This is a genomic window from Pseudomonas sp. RC10-4-2 (assembly GCF_050433085.1).
Classification (GTDB): Bacteria; Pseudomonadota; Gammaproteobacteria; order Pseudomonadales; family Pseudomonadaceae; genus Pseudomonas; species Pseudomonas aeruginosa.
This window is the reverse complement of record NZ_JBNPXX010000004.1, coordinates 47842-64355: the sequence shown is the minus strand read 5'-3', so window position 1 is coordinate 64355 and position 16514 is coordinate 47842. Positions and strand designations below refer to the sequence as shown.

Annotated in this window: 17 protein-coding genes; 10 read left to right on the top strand and 7 right to left on the bottom strand. The window is 69.1% G+C overall.

The genetic code is table 11. From position 1 onward, the window contains the following. Positions 1 to 2: 2 nt before the first annotated feature. The 5 genes from FHW81_RS19125 to FHW81_RS19105 form a co-directional block, all read right to left on the bottom strand. Positions 3 to 1460, bottom strand: coding sequence for an amidase (locus FHW81_RS19125; protein WP_004346843.1), 1458 nt, complete (start codon positions 1458 to 1460; stop codon positions 3 to 5). Between the two features lie 65 nt (positions 1461 to 1525). After that, positions 1526 to 2560 (bottom strand): extracellular solute-binding protein, encoded by a 1035-nt coding sequence (locus tag FHW81_RS19120; RefSeq protein ID WP_003106178.1) that lies wholly within the window; start codon positions 2558 to 2560, stop codon positions 1526 to 1528. Positions 2561 to 2582: 22 nt separating this feature from the next. Beyond that, on the bottom strand, positions 2583 to 3392 hold the full coding sequence (locus FHW81_RS19115; protein WP_106120520.1) for an ABC transporter permease: 810 nt from the start codon (positions 3390 to 3392) through the stop codon (positions 2583 to 2585). After that, positions 3389 to 4309: an ABC transporter permease gene (locus tag FHW81_RS19110; RefSeq protein WP_009875683.1), complete on the bottom strand. Its 921-nt coding sequence runs from the start codon at positions 4307 to 4309 to the stop codon at positions 3389 to 3391. Before FHW81_RS19110 ends, FHW81_RS19115 begins: the two co-directional genes overlap by 4 nt. A 25-nt stretch (positions 4310 to 4334) precedes the next feature. Then, positions 4335 to 5447 (bottom strand): ABC transporter ATP-binding protein, encoded by a 1113-nt coding sequence (locus FHW81_RS19105; RefSeq protein WP_003106181.1) that lies wholly within the window; start codon positions 5445 to 5447, stop codon positions 4335 to 4337. Between the two features lie 230 nt (positions 5448 to 5677). On the opposite strand from FHW81_RS19105, the gene FHW81_RS19100 reads away from it, so the two are divergent. The 10 genes from FHW81_RS19100 to madM all read left to right on the top strand — a co-directional run bounded on the left by FHW81_RS19100 (position 5678) and on the right by madM (position 14065). Continuing rightward, positions 5678 to 6571, top strand: a complete 894-nt coding sequence (locus FHW81_RS19100; protein ID WP_003106182.1) for a LysR substrate-binding domain-containing protein — start codon at positions 5678 to 5680, stop codon at positions 6569 to 6571. A 120-nt stretch (positions 6572 to 6691) separates the two neighbouring features. Next, complete coding sequence (gene mdcA / locus FHW81_RS19095) at positions 6692 to 8356, top strand: malonate decarboxylase subunit alpha (protein WP_003145070.1); 1665 nt, start codon at positions 6692 to 6694, stop codon at positions 8354 to 8356. Next, positions 8356 to 9237, top strand: a complete 882-nt coding sequence (locus tag FHW81_RS19090; protein WP_003137092.1) for a triphosphoribosyl-dephospho-CoA synthase — start codon at positions 8356 to 8358, stop codon at positions 9235 to 9237. Before mdcA ends, FHW81_RS19090 begins: the two co-directional genes overlap by 1 nt. 1 nt (position 9238) lies before the next feature. Beyond that, on the top strand, positions 9239 to 9538 hold the full coding sequence (locus FHW81_RS19085) for a malonate decarboxylase subunit delta (RefSeq protein ID WP_106120519.1): 300 nt from the start codon (positions 9239 to 9241) through the stop codon (positions 9536 to 9538). After that, the gene (locus FHW81_RS19080) at positions 9531 to 10394 is read left to right on the top strand and encodes a biotin-independent malonate decarboxylase subunit beta (protein ID WP_003084003.1); all 864 of its coding nucleotides are present in this window, start codon (positions 9531 to 9533) and stop codon (positions 10392 to 10394) included. Before FHW81_RS19085 ends, FHW81_RS19080 begins: the two co-directional genes overlap by 8 nt. Next, entirely contained in the window at positions 10391 to 11197 is an 807-nt protein-coding gene (gene mdcE, locus FHW81_RS19075; RefSeq protein WP_003112668.1) for a biotin-independent malonate decarboxylase subunit gamma, read from the top strand. The genes FHW81_RS19080 and mdcE overlap by 4 nt, the downstream gene beginning before the upstream one ends. Before the next feature lie 15 nt (positions 11198 to 11212). Beyond that, positions 11213 to 11905 (top strand): malonate decarboxylase holo-ACP synthase, encoded by a 693-nt coding sequence (locus FHW81_RS19070; RefSeq protein WP_003118606.1) that lies wholly within the window; start codon positions 11213 to 11215, stop codon positions 11903 to 11905. Further along, complete coding sequence (gene mdcH / locus FHW81_RS19065; protein WP_003161013.1) at positions 11902 to 12834, top strand: malonate decarboxylase subunit epsilon; 933 nt, start codon at positions 11902 to 11904, stop codon at positions 12832 to 12834. The genes FHW81_RS19070 and mdcH overlap by 4 nt, the downstream gene beginning before the upstream one ends. A 56-nt stretch (positions 12835 to 12890) precedes the next feature. Further along, the gene (gene madL, locus FHW81_RS19060) at positions 12891 to 13295 is read left to right on the top strand and encodes a malonate transporter subunit MadL (protein ID WP_003084010.1); all 405 of its coding nucleotides are present in this window, start codon (positions 12891 to 12893) and stop codon (positions 13293 to 13295) included. A 5-nt stretch (positions 13296 to 13300) separates the two neighbouring features. After that, on the top strand, positions 13301 to 14065 hold the full coding sequence (gene madM, locus FHW81_RS19055) for a malonate transporter subunit MadM (protein ID WP_003084016.1): 765 nt from the start codon (positions 13301 to 13303) through the stop codon (positions 14063 to 14065). Between the two features lie 84 nt (positions 14066 to 14149). On the opposite strand, the gene FHW81_RS19050 is transcribed toward madM, so the two are convergent. Further along, the gene (locus FHW81_RS19050; protein WP_009314998.1) at positions 14150 to 15079 is read right to left on the bottom strand and encodes a LysR family transcriptional regulator; all 930 of its coding nucleotides are present in this window, start codon (positions 15077 to 15079) and stop codon (positions 14150 to 14152) included. Between the two features lie 346 nt (positions 15080 to 15425). Beyond that, the gene (locus FHW81_RS19045) at positions 15426 to 16346 is read right to left on the bottom strand and encodes a LysR substrate-binding domain-containing protein (protein WP_003084035.1); all 921 of its coding nucleotides are present in this window, start codon (positions 16344 to 16346) and stop codon (positions 15426 to 15428) included. Between the last annotated feature and the right edge of the window lie 168 nt (positions 16347 to 16514).

Genomic DNA, 16514 nt, shown 5'->3' with positions numbered 1-16514 from the left:
CTTCAGTTCGCCAGCAGCGGCGACGGCTGGCGCTCGAACCAGCGGCTGGCCCGCTCGTAGGCGTGGGCCAGTTGCAGTACCGCGAAGTCGGCCTGGTGCGGACCGATGATTTGCAGGCCCATCGGCAGTCCCTCGGCATTGAAGCCCGCCTGCACATTGGCCACCGGGCAGCCGGACAGGCTGCCGGGAACCACCACTTCCATCCAGCGGTGGTAGGTGTCCATTGCCACGCCTTCGATGCTGCGCGGCCAGGGGGTTTCCTTGGCGAAGGGAAATACCTGCGCGCTGGGCAGCAACAGGTAGTCGTAGCGCTCGAACAGCCGGCCGATGGCGCGATACCAGTCGCTGCGGATGACCGACGCGCGAAAGACCGCGTCGGCGCCCAGGCGCAGCCCGTTCTCCACCTCCCAGAGCGCTTCCGGCTTCAGCAGGGCACGCTTCGCCGGATCGGCATGCACGCCGCCGAGCGAGCCGGCCACCAGCCAGTGGCGCAAGGTGCGCCAGCATTCCCAGAGGCGCTCCGGGGCGAAGCCGAGGTTCGCTTCTTCGATCTCGCAGCCGAGGCTGCGGAAATCGCCTAGCGCGCGCTGGCACAGTTGGAGGATGCCGTCCTGCATAGGCAGGTAGCCATCGAGGTCGCCCAGCCAGCCCAGCCGGATGCCTTCGAAATCGCGCTCCAGCGGAGCGGCGAACCGCGCGCCGGGTTCGGCGATGGATAGCGGCGCGCGGCGATCGGCGCCAGCCTGCACCGAGAGCAGCAGGGCGGTGTCGCGCACGCTGCGGCCCATCGGGCCTTCGTAGCCGAGCTGGTCGAAGAACAGGTCGGCGCTGTCGTCGAACGGTACGCGGCCTTGGGAAGGGCGGAAGCCGATGACGTTGTTGAAGGCCGCCGGGTTGCGCAGCGAGCCCATCATGTCGCTGCCGTCGGCCACCGGTACCAGGTGCAGCGCGAGGGCAGCGGCGGCTCCGCCGCTGCTGCCGCCGGCGCTGAGGCGTTCGTCGTAGGCGCAGGCGGTGGCGCCGAACAGCGGGTTGTAGGTCTGCGAGCCGAGGCCGAACTCGGGGGTGTTGGTCTTGCCGATGAGAATCGCGCCGGCGGCCCTGATCCGCTCCACCATGATCCCGTCGCGCTCGGGAATGTAGTCGCGGTACAGCGGCGAGCCGAGGGTGGTGCGGATGCCACGGGTCAGCGACAGGTCCTTGATGGCATGTGGCAGACCGTGCATCCAGCCACGCCATTCGCCACGGGCGAGTTCGCCGTCGCGCGCGTCCGCCTCTTCCAGCAGGCGTTCCGCCGGCAGCAGGCTGACCAGGGCGTTGACCCGTGGGTTGAAGCGCTCGATATGCGCCAGGTAGGCCTGCATCACCTCGCGGCAGGACACCTGGCGCAGGCGGATGCGTTCGGCAAGCTGGTGGGCCTGGAGCAGGACCAGCTCGTTGATCGGAGGGTTGGGCTTCATCGGGGTCGGGCCTTGGCAGTCGAGAAGGGGCGCCCCTGTGCCAGGGGCGCGAAACGGCGCTGCGCTCAGCGCATCAGGTTGGTCCACAGGCGGTCGGCGAGGCGGATCGCGTCTTCGCCGCAGGTCTGGCTGAACACCACGCGGGTACCGGCGGGGACGTGCAGCTCCGGGGCGTCCTTGAGACTGGCGTCGAGGTAGGGCTCGACGCCCTTCACCGGGCTCTGGTGCTTGAGGAAGTTCTGGGTCAGCGCGGCGTTCTCCGGCTGGGCGAGGAAGGCGATGAAGCGCCGCGCGTTGTCCGGGTTGCGGCTGCCGCGCGGGATCACCAGGTTGTCCACCCAGGCCAGCACGCCTTCCTTCGGATACAGGTACTTCAGGCTCGGCTTGAGTTCGCGCGCACGCATCGACGAGCCGCCCCAGAACATCGACATGTCCACCTCGCCCGCGGCGAGGTTCTCGCGGATCGAGCCGGCCTTGGAGCTGTAGGTCTTGACGAAGGGTTTCTGCGCCTTGAGCAGTTCGAGGACGCGCTGCATCTGCTTCGGGTCCGCGCTACAGAGTGGGATGCCCAGGTACAGGCTGGCCATGTCGACCACCTCGCTCACCGAGTCGAACATGTTGATCCGCCCGCGCAGTTCTTCCGGCGGCTGGTAGAGCACCGCGTAGCTGTCGGCCGGGCCGGCGTAGCGCGCGCCATCCAGCACCACGCTGGTGGTGCCCCAGATGAAGGGCACGCTGTAGGCGCCCTCCGGGTCCCAGGCGGGCTTCTTCAGGTTGTCGAGCAGGTTGGCGTAGTACGGCTCGGCGGCCGGGTCGAAGCGCTCGAGCAATGCTTCCTTGACCAGGATCGGAACGAACTGCTGCGAAGGAATCGCCACGTCGTAGCCGGCGCCGCCCTGCTTGAGCTTGGCCAGCAGGGTTTCGTTGGAGTCATAGGAGTCCACCGTGACGCGGATGCCGCTTTCCTTCTCGAATTTCTCCAGCAACTGCGGCGAGAAGTAGCCGCTCCAGCTGACCACGTTGAGTTGCCCGGCGGCCTGGGCGCTGCCGCCCAGGGCCAGGGTGAGGCCGAGGCCGATGCTTGCGATCCGTTGATGCATGGGGATTTCTCCGACGTAGGGCTCAGGCGCGTGGCTTGCCGAGCAGGTAGGAAAGGCTGACGAAGATCACGGAGACGCCGAGGATCAACGTCGACACGGCGTTGACGTCGGGCGTGACGCCCATCCGCAGCAGTCCGAAGATGAAGATCGGCAGGGTGGTGGTGCCGGCCTGCGAGACCATCATCGAGATCACGAAGTTGTCCAGCGAGACGATGAAGGCGAGCATCAGGCCGGAGAAGATGCCCGGCGCCAGCAGCGGCAGCGTCACCTTGCGCAGGGTCCGCCACGGACCGGCGTAGAGGTCGGCGGCGGCCTGCTCCAGGGAAAGGTCCATGTCATCCAGGCGGGCACGGATCGGCAGGTAGGCGAACGGGATGCAGAACACCGTGTGGGCGATGATCAGGTTGCCGTAGCCGAGAGACAGCCCGACGGTGGAAAACAGCGCCAGGGTGGCGACCCCGACCACGATTTCCGGCAGCACCAGGGGCAGCATGATCGCTCCCATCGACAGGCGCAGGCCCCTGAACTTCGCCCCACGCGAGGTGCCGAGGGAGGCCAGGGTGGCGATCGCGGTGGCCGCGGCGCTGGCGCACACGGCGATCAGCAGGCTGTTGCCGGCGGCCTGGCGCAGCGCCTGGTTGGCGAAGGCGGCGCGGTACCAGTCGAGGCTGAAGCCGGTCCAGACGGTGGCCGACTGGTTGGCGTTGAAGGAGTACACCACCAGCACCAGGATCGGCGCGTACAGGTACAGGTAGAACAACAAGCTGAAGGCACCGAAGCCGGGGAAGTCCTGGACGTTATGGCGGCTGCCTTTCCACAGGCGCGCGATCATCGGCCCATCCCCCGTGCGAGACGTTCGGCGCGCCAGGCGTAGACGGTCAGGACCAGCATCACCGCAGCCATCAGCACCAGCGACAGGGCGGCGCCGAACGGCCAGTTCCGGGCGTCGGCGAACTGCCGGAAGATCAGGTTGCCAAGCATCATGCGGGTGCCTCCGCCAAGCAGTTCCGGGGCGATCATCGCGCCCAGGCAGGGCACGAAGGTCAGGATGGCGCCGGCCAGGATGCCCGGCCGGGCGATCGGCAGGACCACCTTGCGTAGCGTGCGCAGGCGGCCGGCGTAGAGGTCCTGGGCGGCTTCCAGCAGGCGCATGTCCATTTTCTCCAGGGTCGCGTAGATCGGCAGTACCACGAAGGGCGCGTAGGTGTAGACCAGGCCGAGCAGCACCGCGCCGTCGCTGTAGAGCAGCGGCAACGGGTGGTCGACCAGGCCGAGGCCGAGCAGGCCGTTGTTGATCACTCCGCTGCCGCGCAGCAGGAGGATCCAGGCGTAGGTGCGGATCAGCAGGTTGGCCCAGAACGGCACGGTGATCAGGAAGATCAGCAGGCCGCGCCGACGCGGCGGCTGCATGGCCAGCCAGACCGCCACCGGGAAGCCGAGCGACAGGGTGATGAGGGTGGTCAGCGCGGCGATGCCGAGCGAGCGCAGGGCGATTGTCAGGTAGGAGTCGGCGAAGGCCAGGCTGTCGTCCATCTGCCGTTCGAAGAGCAGGGATACGTACGCCTCGCCGCTGAAGGCCCGGTCGACCCCGCCATAGGGGTTGGCCTCCATCAGCGAATAGGCGGCGACGATGAGGATCGGCAACACCAGGAACAGGCCGATGGCGACCAGCGCCGGAGTGACGCCGAGGAAGCTGCGCAGGGCCTGGCGACGCTGCAAGGCTGCGCCGGGGGAAGGGATCGGATGCATGGCTGGGGTCCGTTGCCGAAGGGGATCAATCCAGCAGGACGCTGGCGCTGTCTTTGGCCACGGCCAGGCAGGCAGCTTCGCCGGTGGCGAAGCGCCGTGCCGTGCCGTTCGGTGTGCGCACCGTCAGCAGGCTGCCGTCGGCCAGGCGCACCCGGTATTGCAGGTCGGTGCCGAGGTAGACCTGGCTTTCCACCGTGCAGGGCAGGCCGCCGCCGGTGTTGGCCGCCAGCAGGTCCAGGCGTTCCGGGCGGATCGACAGGCAGACCCGGGCTCCGGCTGCCAGGCCGTCGCGCGCGGCGGCCTCGAACGCTTCGCCGCCGGGACCGCGGTACAGCGCCAGCGGGCCGTCGCGCTGGAGCAGCTCGGCTTCGATGAAATTGGTCTCGCCAATGAAGTCGGCGACAAAGCGGTTGCCGGGGCGCTCGTAGATCTCTTCCGGCGGCCCGACCTGTTGCACCTGTCCCTCGGAGAGCACGGCGATGCGATCGGACATGGTCAGCGCCTCCTCCTGGTCGTGGGTGACGAAAATGAAGGTGATCCCGGTCTTCGCCTGGATCGCCTTGAGTTCCTCGCGCATCGCCTGGCGCAGCTTCAGGTCGAGGGCCGAGAGCGGTTCGTCGAGCAGCAGCACCCGCGGTTGCGGCGCCAGCGCACGGGCCAGTGCCACGCGTTGCTGCTGGCCTCCTGAAAGCTGCCCGGGACGGCGATCGGCGAAACGTTCCATCTGCACCAGGGCGAGCATCTCGCGGACCCGCTCGGCGATCTCCGCCTTGCCCAGGCTGCGTCCCAGTGGGCGCGATTCGAGGCCGAAGGCGAGGTTCTCGGCGATGCTCATGTGCGGGAACAGCGCATAGTGCTGGAACACGGTGTTCACCGGGCGCTCGAAGGGCGGTCGCGCGGCGATGTTCTCGCCGTAGAGGAGGATCTCGCCCTCCGTGGGAAACTCGAAGCCGGCGATCATCCGCAGCAGGGTGGTCTTGCCGCAGCCGGACGGGCCGAGGAGGGTGAAGAATTCATTGTCGCGGATATCCAGGTCGACGCGCTTCAGCGCCACCGGGCCGCTCTCGGGATCGCCGTACACCTTGCGTACCGCGCGGATGGACACTGCATGGGTACGCAGCGAATGCAGGGCACTCATGGACTTACCTCCGATTCCCCTTCGTGCGTGCCGCAATGCGGCGCGACGATGGTTGTTGTTCTTATGGCAGGGCTGGAAAGTAGGCTTCCGCGAGGTGGCGGAAGGGTAGCGCCGGCTTGTGGTCGCCGATGGCTGGAGCGGATGATGCGGAAAAGGGGCGGCTGTCGAAAGCTCAATTTTCTTATATAAGGTGTTAAAAAAATTAACACCTAGCGAGGTTCGCAAGGCCCATGTCGATCCCCCGTCTGCCCCCGTTGAACGCTGTGCGCGCCTTCGAGGCCGCCGCCCGCCTGGGTAGCTACGTGGCGGCGGCGAAAGCCCTGCACGTAACCCAGCCGGCGGTCGGCCGGCATGTCCGGCTGCTGGAAGACTGGCTTGGCGCGCGTCTGTTCGAACGTACTTCGCGTGGCGTGCTGTTGACCCCGGCCGGGCGGCAGTACTACGCCGCGGTGTCCACCGCGTTGCAGCAGATCGCCGAGGCCGGCGGCCAGCTCAGTGGCGCGCGCTGGCTGCGGATCATGGCGGTGCCGGCGTTCTCCCGGCGCTGGCTGACGTCGCGCCTGGAAACCCTCTGCGCACAGCGACCGGGGCTGAAGATCGCCCTCGAACCCAATCCCACCTTCGACCACGTGGAGGAGCGCAGCGCCGACCTCGGTATCGTCTATGGCCTGCCGGGCCAGTACGCCAACCCGCGTGCGCTGCTGATCCGGCCCAAGGTGTTCCCGGTGTGCTCGCCGGCCTACCTGGCCGCCGCCGGACCGCTGGAGTCGGCGGAGCAACTGGTCGCGCACAAGCTCATCCATGTCGACGACGGCGAGTGGTGGAACCTCTGGTTCTCCGCCATCGGGGTCGACGTCGAGGTCCGTCCGGCGGTGCTCTACCTGAGCAACGATCATGCCCTGGCGCGGGCCGAAGAGGGTCTCGGCATCGCCCTGGCCAACGAGGTGCTGGTCCGCCAGGAACTGCGCAGCGGCGCTCTGGTGCGGCCCCTGGCCGCCGAGGCGGCACTGGAGTGCTACCAGGTGCTGACCCCGCCCGGCACGCCCTCGGCGGACGTCGAGTGGTTCATCGGCTGGTTGGGCGAGGCCCTGCGCGAAGAGTTTCCGGACGCCGTGACGTCCTGAACGCAGCGCCAGCGCTGCATCGTTAACCCAAGCGTAACGATCATGTCGGCTGCTTGATTGAACAGGCCTGGCGGCCTGCCTAACGTGGCTCCTCACGACAGCGTGAAACCTGGAGCCGACATGACGACACCGATCTCTCCCCCGCCGCAGTGGTCGCGGCGCCGCCAGGAAAAGCAGCGGCGCCTCGAGCGCGTGCGCGGCCTGGCTGACGGCGCGGTGCTGCCGCGCGAACGCCTGGTCGCCGCGCTGGAGGCGCTGATCGCGCCGGGCGATCGGGTGGTGCTGGAAGGCAACAACCAGAAGCAGGCGGATTTCCTCTCCCGTTCGCTGGCGCGGGTCGATCCCGGCAAGCTGCACGACCTGCACATGATCATGCCCAGCGTCGGCCGCCCGGAGCATCTCGACCTGTTCGAACTGGGCATCGCGCGCAAGCTCGACTTCTCCTTCTCCGGCCCGCAGAGCTTGCGCATCGGCCAGTTGCTCGAAGACGGCCTGCTGGAGATCGGCGCGATCCACACCTACATCGAGCTGTACGCGCGGCTGGTGGTCGACCTGATCCCCAACGTGGCGCTGGTCGCCGGTTTCGTCGCCGACCGCGAAGGCAACGTGTACACCGGGCCGAGCACGGAAGACACCCCGGCGCTGGTGGAGCCCACCGCGTTCAGCGACGGCATCGTCATCGTCCAGGTCAACCGTATCGTCGACGACCCGCGCGACCTGCCGCGAGTGGATATCCCGGCGTCCTGGGTGGACTTCGTGGTCGAGGCCGACCAGCCGTTCTACATCGAGCCGCTGTTCACCCGCGACCCGCGCCACATCAAGCCGGTCCACGTGCTGATGGCGATGATGGCGATCCGCGGCATCTACCAGCGGCACAACGTGCAGTCGCTGAACCACGGCATCGGTTTCAACACCGCGGCCATCGAGCTGATCCTGCCGACCTACGGCGAGTCCCTCGGCCTGAAGGGCAAGATCTGCCGACACTGGACCCTCAACCCGCACCCGACCCTTATCCCCGCCATCGAGAGCGGCTGGGTCGAGAGCGTGCACTGCTTCGGCACCGAGCTGGGCATGGAGGGCTACATCGCCCAGCGTCCCGACGTGTTCTTCACCGGTCGCGACGGCTCGCTGCGTTCCAACCGGATGTTCTGCCAACTGGCCGGGCAGTACGCGGTAGACCTGTTCATCGGCGCTACCCTCCAGGTCGACGGCGACGGCCATTCCTCCACCGTCACCCGCGGACGCCTGGCCGGCTTCGGCGGCGCCCCGAACATGGGCCACGACCCGCGCGGCCGGCGCCACTCGACGCCGGCCTGGCTGGACATGCGGGGCGAACCCGAGGCCTTGCTGGAGCGCGGCAGGAAGCTGGTGGTGCAGATGGTCGAGACCTTCCAGGACGGCGGCAAGCCGACCTTCGTCGAGCGCCTCGACGCGCTGGAGGTGGCGCGCCAGACCGGCATGCCGCTGGCGCCGGTGATGATCTATGGCGACGACGTCACCCATGTGCTCACCGAGGAAGGCATCGCCTACCTGTACAAGGCGCGCTCCCTGGAGGAACGTCAGGCGATGATCGCGGCGGTGGCGGGGATCAGTCCGATCGGCCTGCGCCACGATCCGCGCGAGACCCAGCGGATGCGCCGCGAAGGGCTGATCGCGCTGCCCGAGGACCTCGGCATCCGCCGCACCGACGCCTCGCGCGAGCTGCTGGCGGCGAAGAGCATCGCCGAGCTGGTCGAGTGGTCCGGCGGGCTGTACCAGCCGCCGGCGCGTTTCAGGAGCTGGTGATGAACGCCATCGCGAACCTCGCGGCGACGCTGCGCGCCGACCTCGGCGAATGCCTGGCCGACCTGGCGGTGGACGCCCTCATCGACGAAGCCGAACTGTCGCCCAAACCGGCCCTGGTGGACCGTCGCGGCAATGGCGCGCATGCCGACCTGCACCTGGGCCTGATGCAGGCCTCGGCGCTGAGCCTGTGGCCGTGTTTCAAGGAAATGGCCGACGCCGCCCAGCGGCATGGGCGCATCGATGCGCGCCTGCGCGGCGTCCTTGGCCAACTGGGGCGCGACGGCGAGGCGGCGATGCTGCGTACCACCGAAGGCGTGAACACCCATCGCGGAGCGATCTGGGCGCTCGGCCTGCTGGTCGCGGCCGCCGCTCTCGAACCGCGCCGCACGCAGGCCGGCGAAGTGGCCGCGCGCGCAGGACGCATCGCCCTGCTCGACGATCCGGCGGCCGCCATCGGCGACAGCCACGGCGAGCGCGTCCGTCGGCGCTACGGCGTCGGCGGCGCCCGCGAGGAGGCGCGTCTCGGCTTCCCCCGCGCAGTGCGCCACGGCCTGCCGCAGCTATGGCGCAGCCGCGAAGGCGGCGCTGGCGAGCAGAACGCCAGGCTCGATGCGCTGCTGGCGATCATGAGCGTCCTCGACGATACCTGCGTGCTGCACCGCGCCGGCCGCGTCGGCCTCGCCGCGATGCAGGATGGCGCCCGCGCGGTGCTCGCCGCCGGCGGCAGCGCCAGTCTCGCCGGGCGTCGCCGCCTGTGCGAGCTGGACCGCCGCCTGCTGGCGCTGAACGCTTCGCCCGGCGGCGCCGCCGACCTGCTGGCCGCCTGTCTTTTCCTCGATCGCCTGCCCGCCGTGTCCGGTGGGTGGGCTGGGAGTCTCTGAGATGGAAACCCTGACCTTCGAATTTCCCGCCGGCGCTCCGGCGCATGGTCGCGCCCTGGCCGGCTGCGTCGGCTCCGGCGACCTGGAGGTGCTGCTCGAGCCGGCCGCCGGAGGCGCGCTGAGCATCCAGGTGGTGACCTCGGTGAACGGCAGCGGCCCGCGCTGGCAACAACTCTTCGCGCGGGTCTTCGCGGCGTCCACGGCGCCGGCCGCGTCGATCCGCATCCACGATTTCGGCGCCACTCCCGGGGTGGTCCGCCTGCGCCTGGAGCAGGCACTGGAGGAGGCTGGCCATGACTGACGTCGCCCGCCTGCTGGCGCTGCGCAGCTTCACCGAACTGGGAGCGCGCCAGCGCGCCCGCGCCCTGCTCGACGCGGGCAGCTTCCGCGAATTGCTCGACCCCTTCGCCGGCGTGCAGTCACCCTGGCTGGAACGACAGGGCATCGTGCCCCAGGCCGACGATGGGGTAGTGGTCGCCCGTGGCCTGCTCGACGGCCAGCCGGCGGTGCTCGCCGCCATCGAAGGTGCCTTTCAGGGCGGCAGCCTTGGCGAAGTCAGCGGAGCGAAGATCGCCGGCGCGCTGGAGCTGGCCGCCGAGGACAATCGCAACGGCGTTCCGACCCGGGCCCTGCTGTTGCTGGAAACCGGTGGCGTGCGCCTGCAGGAAGCCAACCTCGGACTGGCGGCGATCGCCGAGATCCAGGCGGCCATCGTCGATCTGCAGCGCTACCAGCCGGTGGTGGCGGTGATTGCCGGGCCGGTCGGCTGCTTCGGCGGCATGTCCATCGCCGCCGGGCTGTGCAGCTACGTGCTGGTGACCCGCGAGGCGCGCCTCGGCTTGAACGGTCCGCAGGTGATCGAACAGGAGGCCGGCATCGCTGAATACGACTCGCGCGACCGGCCGTTCATCTGGAGCCTCACCGGCGGCGAGCAGCGCTTCGCCAGCGGTCTCGCCGACGCCTACCTGGCCGACGACCTCGATGAGGTACGCACCTCGGTACTCGCGTATTTCGCCAAGGGCCTGCCGGCACGGCCGCGCTGCCGCCGCGCCGAGGATTACCTGCGGCGGCTGGGCGACCTCGATACCGCCGAGCAACCGGATGCCGCCGGCGTGCGCCGGCTGTACCAGGGGCTGGGCCAAGGAGATGCAACATGAGCCAACCGTTCGCTTCCCGTGGCCTGGCCTGGTTCCAGGCGCTGGCCGGTAGCCTCGCGCCGCGTCCCGGCGATCCTGCTTCGTTGCGCGTCGCCGATGCCGAGCTGGACGGCTACCCGGTGCGTTTCCTGGCCGTCGTGCCCGATCCCGACAATCCGTTCCCGCGCGCTCGCCAGGGCGAGGTCGGGCTGCTCGAGGGCTGGGGCCTGGCCGCCGCCGTCGACGAGGCGCTGGAGGCCGACCGCGAGGCGCCACGCAAGCGCGCGCTGCTGGCCATCGTCGACGTGCCGAGCCAGGCCTACGGCCGCCGCGAGGAGGCCCTGGGTATCCACCAGGCGCTGGCCGGGGCGGTGGATGCCTACGCCCGCGCCCGACTCGCCGGGCATCCGCTGATCGGCCTGCTGGTGGGCAAGGCGATGTCCGGCGCGTTCCTCGCCCACGGCTACCAGGCCAACCGCCTGATCGCCTTGCACGATCCGGGGGTGATGGTCCACGCCATGGGCAAGGCCGCCGCCGCGCGGATCACCCTGCGCAGCGTCGAGGAACTGGAGGCGTTGGCGGCGAAGGTGCCGCCGATGGCCTACGACATCGACAGCTACGCGTCGCTCGGCCTGCTCTGGAGGACCCTTCCGGTGGAGACCGTCGAGGTGCCGTCGACGGCGGACCTGGTGCGGGTCCGCACCTGCCTGGGCGAGGCCCTGGCCGATATCCTCGGCGGCCCGCGCGACCTCGGCGGCCGCCTCGGCGCGGCCAACCGCGAGGCGTCGGCGCGGGTGCGCCGGCTGCTGCGCGAGCAGTGGTGAATTCAGGAGCGAGCCGTGGTCATCGCGAACAGCTCACAGCGGGGCTCCAGCCGGCGACGGCTCGCTCCTGATCCGATGCGTCGCAGGGCAGGGCCGGAACCCCATGACTTGCTCCTGGGCATGGCGCCGGCGCATTTGCCGGAGAATGCTCCGGCCTGGGTCTGCGCGGCACTGAAGGCCGGCTGGCCGGTGGTGGTGCGCCGTGCGCCGGCAGATCCCGCGCGGGTGGCCATCGGCGTGCGCGGCCTGGCGCGGGAGCAGCGCTGGGCCGGCTGGATGCCGTTGGCGGCAATCACCCGGCGCTTGCGCCCGGAAGCGCTGGGCCAGCGCGAGCCGGCGATGCTGCGCGATCTGCCGGCCTGGCGTGCCTTGCGCGACCTGCGTGCGCCGCTGAACGCGCTGGGACTGGCCTGGGGCGTGACCGGCGGCGCCGGTTTCGAGCTGGCCAGCGGGGTCGCCGTGCTGCATCCGGACAGCGACCTCGACCTGCTGCTGCGCACCCCGCGCCCGTTCCCGCGCGATGACGCGCTGCGCCTGCTGCAGTGCTTCGAGCAGTGTCCCTGCCGGATCGACCTGCAACTGCAGACCCCGGCGGGCGGCGTGGCCCTGCGCGAATGGGCCGAGGGTCGGCCCCGGGTGCTGGCGAAAGGCAGCGAGGCGCCGCTGTTGCTGGAAGACCCCTGGCGGATCGCGGAGGTCGAGGCATGAGCGTGCTGTTCGCCTATCCCGGCCAGGGCGCCCAACGTCCCGGCATGCTCGCGGCCTTGCCCGACGAACCGCCGGTGCGCGCCTGCCTGGAGCAGGCGGCGGACTGTCTCGGCCAGGCGCCGGCCGAACTGGAGAGCGCCGAGGCCTTGCACGGCACCCGCGCGGTGCAGTTGTGCCTGCTGATCGCCGGGGTCGCCGCCAGCCGCCTGCTGGAGACGCGCGGGCATCGGCCGGGGCTGGTCGCCGGGCTGTCCATCGGCGCCTATCCGGCGGCGGTGGTAGCCGGCGCGCTGGACTTCGACGACGCGCTGCGTCTGGTGGCGCTGCGTGGCGAACTGATGCAGGCCGCCTGGCCCGAGGGCTACGGGATGAGCGCCATCCTCGGTCTCGAACAGGCGCAACTGGAAGCGCTGATCCTGGCGGTGCGGCGCGAGCACCCGCCGCTCTACCTGGCCAACGTCAACGCCGAGCGGCAACTGGTGGTGGCCGGCAGCGAAGCGGCTCTGGCCGCCCTCGCCGAACGCGCCCGTGCCGCCGGCGCCAGCGCGGCGAAGCGCCTGGCGGTGAGCGTACCGTCGCACTGTGCGCTGCTCGACGAACCGGCCGCGCGCCTGGCCGAAGCCTTCGCCGGCATCCGCCTGCATCGGCCGCGCGTGCCCTACCTGAGCAGCAGCCGGGCGCGCCTGGTCGCCGAACCGGCCGCGCTGGCCGACGATCTCGCCGGCAACATGGCGCGCCGCGTCGAGTGGCTGGCGACATTGCGCAGCGCCTACGAGCGCGGTGCCCGCCTGCATCTCGAGCTGCCGCCGGGACGGGTCCTCAGCGGTCTGGCGCGGCCTCTGTTCGGCTGCGCCACGCCGGCCTTCGAAGGCTCCCGGGCGGATACCCTGGACGCGCTGTTGCGCGAGGAGGAAAAGAGAACCCGATAAGCGTTCGTTCGAGGCATAAAAACAACAACATCGATCCGCAACCGAGGACAACAATAATGATTATCTACGGTGTCGCACTGCTGTCTCTGTGTACCCTCGCCGGGCTGTTCATCGGCGAGATCCTTGGCGTGCTGCTCGGCGTGCCGGCCAACGTCGGTGGCGTCGGCATCGCCATGCTGCTGCTGATCTTCGTCGGCAGCTACCTGGGCAAGCGTGGCCTGCTCTCGGCGAAGACCGAGCAGGGCGTGGAGTTCTGGAGCGCGGTCTACATTCCCATCGTGGTCGCCATGGCCGCCCAGCAGAATGTCCTCGGCGCGCTGAGCGGCGGGCCGGCCGCTATCCTCGCCGGCATCGCCGCGGTCGCCGTGGCCTTCGCCCTGGTCCCGCTGCTCGACCGCTTCGGCCGGAAGAAAGCCGAAGGCGCCCCGCCATTGAAACCGCGCACCAGCGTGCAGGGGTGAGCGCCATGTTCGAGTCCCTGAACAAAGTCATCAATGGCTACGGCCTGATCAGCGGCTTCGCCATCATCGGCGTGACCATGGCGGTGTCCTACTGGTTGTCGGCGCGCCTCACCCGCGGGCGCCTGCACGGCTCGGCGATCGCGATCTTCCTCGGCCTGGTGCTGTCCTACGTCGGCGGCGTCGCCACCGGCGGGCAGAAAGGATTGGTGGACGTGCCCCTGATGTCCGGTATCGGCCTGCTGGGTGGCGCCATGCTGCGCGACTTCGCCATCGTCGCCACGGCCTTCGGGGTGAATGTCGAGGAACTGCGTCGGGCAGGGGTTTCCGGGGTGGTGTCGCTGTTCCTCGGGGTCGGTTCGTCGTTCGTCGCCGGGGTCGCGGTGGCCATGGCGTTCGGCTACACCGATGCGGTCAGCCTGACCACCATCGGCGCCGGCGCGGTCACCTACATCGTCGGACCGGTGACCGGCGCCGCCCTGGGGGCCAGCTCCGAGGTGATGGCGCTGAGCATCGCCGCCGGGCTGGTGAAGGCGATCCTGGTGATGGTCCTGACGCCTTTCGTCGCGCCCTACATCGGCCTGAACAATCCACGTACGGCGGTGATCTTCGGTGGTCTCATGGGCACCTCCAGCGGCGTCGCCGGCGGCCTCGCCGCCACCGACCCGAAGCTGGTGCCCTACGGTTGCCTGACCGCGGCGTTCTATACCGCCATCGGTTGCCTGCTGGGGCCGTCGCTGCTGTATTTCAGCGTGCGCGGCCTGGTTGGGTGAGCGGGCTCGTCCGGGCACCCTCTCCCTGAAGGGCGAGGGTTGGGGAGAGGTCAGCGGGCCAGCGGTAATGTGGACTTCCGTCCGCTATCCCGCCGCCTCCTGCTCCAGGCGCAGGCTGTACATCCGGCACTCCGCGAGCAACGCCAGCAGGTTCGGGTCGCGCTCCTTGGCCTTGAGGAACACCACGCCGATGTGCTGCTGCAGGCGATAGCGCGGTTGCAGCGGGATCAGCCGCACGCGGTTCTCGTAGACCGCCTCGATGCGTTTGGGCAGCAGCGCATGGCCGACCCCCGAGCTGACCATGCTGAGGAGGGTGAAGATGTCGTTCACCTGCATGGCGATCTGCGGTTCGAAGCCGGCCTGCTGGAACACCCGGGTGCCGTCCTGATGGGTGGCGAAGCCCTGGGTGAGCGTGACGAAGGGCGTGTCGCGCAGGGTGCTGAGATCGATCTCGGCGAGCCTGGCGTAGGGCGAGTCCACCGGCACGGCGAGGAAGATGTCATCGGAGAACAGCGGCAGCTGCTCGCAGTCGGGATCGCTGACGCTGTCGTTGAGCGACACCAGGATGGCGTCCAGCTCCATGTTCTTCAGCTGGTAGAACAGATCGACGTTGGAGCCGAGGATCAGGTCGATGTTCAGCGCGCTGCGTCGCAGCTTGAGGCCCATGATCAGTTGCGGCACGGTCTTCACCGTCAGCGAATAGAGCGCGCCGAGCTTGAAACGCTCGGCGGAGAAGCCGGCCGCCTCGCGGGTCAGGCGCACCGTGTCGAGTACCTCCTGGACCAGCTTCTGCGCGCGCTCCTCGAGCACGTAGGCGCTTTCCAGCGGGGTCAGGTTGCGTCCCTCGTGCTTGAACAGCGGGCAGCGCAGGGCGCTTTCCAGCGAGTGGATGGCGCGGTGCACGCTGACGTTGCTGGTGCCCAGTTCCGCCGCCGCGCGCGCCAGGTTGCCGGTGCGCATGAAGGCGAGGAAGGTTTCCAGCTTCTTGAGGGTGATTTCTTCGTCGATCAGCATCCGCGTTCCCCTGGCCGGTGGCGTCGGGGGATTGTGCCTGAGGCGGCGCGGGAGGGGTAAAAAGGGCCGTCATGTCCTAGCGCGTGGCGGAGCATGACGGCCTGGAAACGCCTTGGGGAAGGCGGAGTTGCACTGACCGGATGGAATCCCGCTTCGGCAGCCTGAGCCGCCGATAGGCTAACGGAACTCAGCGGATGGAGCGGATGGTGCCCTTGCTGCCGGTGACCTGCCGGACCGGGGTGGTCCGGAGCGCCGGCCACCCTAGCAACGGAGGCTTTTTGCCACAGTCATCGGATTCGTCTTTGTCAGAAAGAAAGTTCCTCTTGGAATGTCGGAAAGCTGAGGGTCAGTGCCGGCGCTCGGCAAGCTTGCCCAGTTGCTCCCGGCAGTAGTCGACGAACAATCGTGCCGGCTTGGTCAGTTGCGCGCGTTTCAGCCAGGCGGCGGCGAGCCCGGAGGTGGACACCGGCTCGGCGAGGTCGACCATGACCACCTTCTTGCCGTCGTAGGTGCATTCCGAATGCGGGCGGGTGACCAGCAGGGAGAAGCCGAAGCCCTGGCCGACCATGCCGCGCACCATCTCGATGGACGGCGAGCTGAAGGCGATGTTCGGCGTCAGGCCGAGTTCCTCGAACAGGCTGACGAAATAGGTGCGGCTGGGCTGCACGTCGAGCAGGATCATCGGTTCCAGGCACAGGTCGCGCAGCGACACTTGCGCCTGCCCGGCGAAGCGGTGTCCTTCGGGGAGCAGCGCGTGGGGTCGTTGCGGCGGCATCAGCGGCTCGGTCTCGATGGTCGAGTCGAGGTCGTGCTCGTAGAGGAAGGCCAGGTCGAAGCGCCCGGAGGTGAGGCCTTGCACCAGTTCCTGCTGCTCGCCGTCGCGTATGCGGATCTCCACCCCCGGATAGGCCTGGCGAAAGCCGGCGATCAGGCCCGGCAGGTAGAGCGGGGCGACCGTCTCGAAGCAGCCGATGTCGATCTGCCCGGCGATCACGTCGTTATCGGCCAGGGCGTTCTGCTCGAACTCGTGGGCCATCCGCAGCAGTTCCTGGGCCTTGCGGTAGAAGCGCGCGCCGGCGGGGGTCAGCGACACGCCCTGGGCGTGGTGGCGGATGAACAGCTGCACGCCGAAGCTTTCCTCCAGACCCTTCACCGCCGTGGAGATCGACGGCTGGGCGATGTACAGCTTGCGCGAGGCCTCGGCCACGCTGCCGCATTCCACGGTGGTCACGAAATACTTGAGTTGCCGCAAGGTATAGGACGCCACTGCAAGACCTCATCGGCGCATCATCCTCCCCGGGCCGGGCGTGCGCGCCTCGATTGTTGTGTCCGCCGCGCTGCAAGCAAGTTGCAGGCCGCTGCCGGGCGTCGCGGCGCTGGCCGCGACGACGATTGCCCGCCTGCACGATAACCCAGCACGACGCACTTTGCCGGG

Coding starts and splice junctions, on each gene's coding strand:
- FHW81_RS19100 (WP_003106182.1), top strand. CDS start 5,678: ATGTCGATCCCCCGTCTGCCCCCGTTGAACGCTGTGCGCGCCTTCGAG.
- FHW81_RS19125 (WP_004346843.1), bottom strand. CDS start 1,460: ATGAAGCCCAACCCTCCGATCAACGAGCTGGTCCTGCTCCAGGCCCAC.
- FHW81_RS19120 (WP_003106178.1), bottom strand. CDS start 2,560: ATGCATCAACGGATCGCAAGCATCGGCCTCGGCCTCACCCTGGCCCTG.
- FHW81_RS19085 (WP_106120519.1), top strand. CDS start 9,239: ATGGAAACCCTGACCTTCGAATTTCCCGCCGGCGCTCCGGCGCATGGT.
- FHW81_RS19105 (WP_003106181.1), bottom strand. CDS start 5,447: ATGAGTGCCCTGCATTCGCTGCGTACCCATGCAGTGTCCATCCGCGCG.
- mdcE (WP_003112668.1), top strand. CDS start 10,391: ATGAGCCAACCGTTCGCTTCCCGTGGCCTGGCCTGGTTCCAGGCGCTG.
- FHW81_RS19080 (WP_003084003.1), top strand. CDS start 9,531: ATGACTGACGTCGCCCGCCTGCTGGCGCTGCGCAGCTTCACCGAACTG.
- FHW81_RS19115 (WP_106120520.1), bottom strand. CDS start 3,392: ATGATCGCGCGCCTGTGGAAAGGCAGCCGCCATAACGTCCAGGACTTC.
- madM (WP_003084016.1), top strand. CDS start 13,301: ATGTTCGAGTCCCTGAACAAAGTCATCAATGGCTACGGCCTGATCAGC.
- FHW81_RS19110 (WP_009875683.1), bottom strand. CDS start 4,309: ATGCATCCGATCCCTTCCCCCGGCGCAGCCTTGCAGCGTCGCCAGGCC.
- FHW81_RS19050 (WP_009314998.1), bottom strand. CDS start 15,079: ATGCTGATCGACGAAGAAATCACCCTCAAGAAGCTGGAAACCTTCCTC.
- mdcH (WP_003161013.1), top strand. CDS start 11,902: ATGAGCGTGCTGTTCGCCTATCCCGGCCAGGGCGCCCAACGTCCCGGC.
- FHW81_RS19090 (WP_003137092.1), top strand. CDS start 8,356: ATGAACGCCATCGCGAACCTCGCGGCGACGCTGCGCGCCGACCTCGGC.
- madL (WP_003084010.1), top strand. CDS start 12,891: ATGATTATCTACGGTGTCGCACTGCTGTCTCTGTGTACCCTCGCCGGG.
- mdcA (WP_003145070.1), top strand. CDS start 6,692: ATGACGACACCGATCTCTCCCCCGCCGCAGTGGTCGCGGCGCCGCCAG.